A 2136-nucleotide genomic window follows, 5' to 3' on the forward strand; every position below is an offset into this window, starting at 1 on the left:
CGCCAGCAGGGCTGGACTTCAGGGCGACCGGGGTCGCCGATGAAGGCTGTGCAGACACGATGTCCACAGAAAGCCCTTGCAGTATTGCGCAGGGCTTATCCGGGCTCAAGCCAGCGATCTGAATTGCCACCCGCAAGCGCCTGGGAGGTCAGGGGATTTGGCTGATGAATGCGCCGCGGACAGCAACAGGCAAGCCACCTTGAGACGTTCGCAGACCATACGCCGCCTCGAGTCAGCCCCCCGTTGTGCGGAATATCGCTTCAGTTGGGCACTGTTGCACATCACAACTGACCACCCAAATTCCTCATCCTGACCACGCTGATGTCATCTGATAGCAACCTGCCAGTGCTCGATGATTCCGGAAAGCAACCTTTCAAGCGGCGGCCGTACCCTGAAAACTGCCGAAAGGCCAATTCACACTCTTCGGCCTGAGCTGCCATCCAAGGCATGCTGCTTGGACGACTGCACCTTGGCGCATTGCCGCCGTTCGGCCTTTTCGGTTGAAAAATCGGAGTCAGCGAATCTGAGCGGCGGCTTACCGAAAAACGCTACTCACCCTATCGACCCTCAGCGGTCCGTCAATGTGAAAAATTAAACGGCAGCATTGCAAGGCTTTAGCGCCGGTATCCGCATCCCGGTGCTTGCTGTAAATCCGGCCTGCGTTTCGAATATGGCGCCGCGAAGTCCGGTGCTGGTGCGATGGGCCCTTTGTCAGTCAGTCGATGCGCGCAAGACTAGATAAACGGGTTTCCCCCATGACGGCCCCCAGAAGTGAAGCCTCAACGGAGCTCTACTCCCAAAACCATGGCTAGAACAATTCCGACCAACTTCACCAAGAACCGCTTTGTGTGGTATGAGTCGAACCGTTCTGGACTGCACGATCTATCGCTAGTTGATATCTATGCATAGTGACCGCTATGCACAAAGCTTTACATAGCGACCCTATACGGCCTGGCTGTCATATGAAAATCGACTGACTGCTTAATCTCCGGCATCGGTTATAGGTTGCGGTAACGGAACTGTTAGCCTCACGCAAATTTCTGCCACTAACAGTGAATGTGCTGCCGGTGGTGAGAGTCTGGAAAGTGCGGATGTTTATGCGTCGTCGGATGATGCCAGTGCACATGGTGATGTTTGTTACCAACTGCCTCCGCATCGTCATGCTCATGCTGGTGATGCTTGTCGTGAATGTGTTCATGATGTTCTGTTAGATGCAACCAGGTACCTAGCGCCATCAAGGCACCTGCCAAAAGTAGCGGCGCCGTTACGGGCTCACCCATCAGCAAGGCCAGTAAGGCGCCGAAGAACGGCGCGACCGAGAAGTAAGCTCCTGTGCGTGCGGTGCCAAGGTGACGCAAGCCAACTACGAATAGAGCTAAACTCACGCCATAGGCAAGAAAACCCACCACCATTGCACCAGCCAAGTTGGGAAGTGCTGGAATGGAAGCGCCTAGCGAGAAGGCTAGTATCAAATTTACAGCACCGGATACCAGACCTTTCACAGAGGCAATCCACGTTGCATCCGTAAGCGAGATTTTGCGCGTCAGATTGTTGTCTATACCCCAAGCCAAGCAGGCACCAAGGATAGCCAGCGGCGGCCACAACCCATCGAACCGTGCTTCTCCCGGCCAGTTCAGGACGACCGCACCTGCCACGATGGCCACCATCCCCAGAGCAATTCGTCGGTCGAAATTTTCCTTGAAAGCGAACCATGCAAGCAGCGCGGTAAAGAAGCCTTCGGCATTTAGCAAGAGTGAGGCATCCGACGCTGGCATGCTGGTCAGGCCGATCATCAGCAACACAGGAGCGAAGATGCCGCCCGCCATAATTGCTGCGGCAAACCAAGACATTTCATTTCGAGGAAGGCGAACGGCTGGTGCGCAGATCATGCGACGATACAGTGCCAGTCCAACCCCTGAGCCAAAATAGAGCAAGCCTGCCAACAACCACGGACTCACCACATCGAGCAGCCATTTCGAGAGCGGTGTTCCCGCGCCGAACAATAGGGCGGCTCCGAGTGCTGCAGGCACGCCGGGTTTGGAAAAACCTTCCTTCAAATTCATGTTTTCAGCCTTCAAGCAGCAATAAGTCAATGATAAGCGAGGAACTCCCAAACGACCAATGACTGCTACTTGC

Annotated in this window: 1 protein-coding gene; it reads right to left on the bottom strand. The window is 54.9% G+C overall.

Annotated elements, in window-relative coordinates:
* Nucleotides 1–1046: 1046 nt before the first annotated feature.
* Nucleotides 1047–2136: DMT family transporter (locus tag JNM42_RS02440; RefSeq protein WP_366504396.1), on the bottom strand; the 1090-nt coding region annotated here is incomplete at its 5' end.

It is taken from the genome of Propionivibrio sp., assembly GCF_016790145.1.
Taxonomy (GTDB): domain Bacteria; phylum Pseudomonadota; class Gammaproteobacteria; order Burkholderiales; family Rhodocyclaceae; genus Propionivibrio.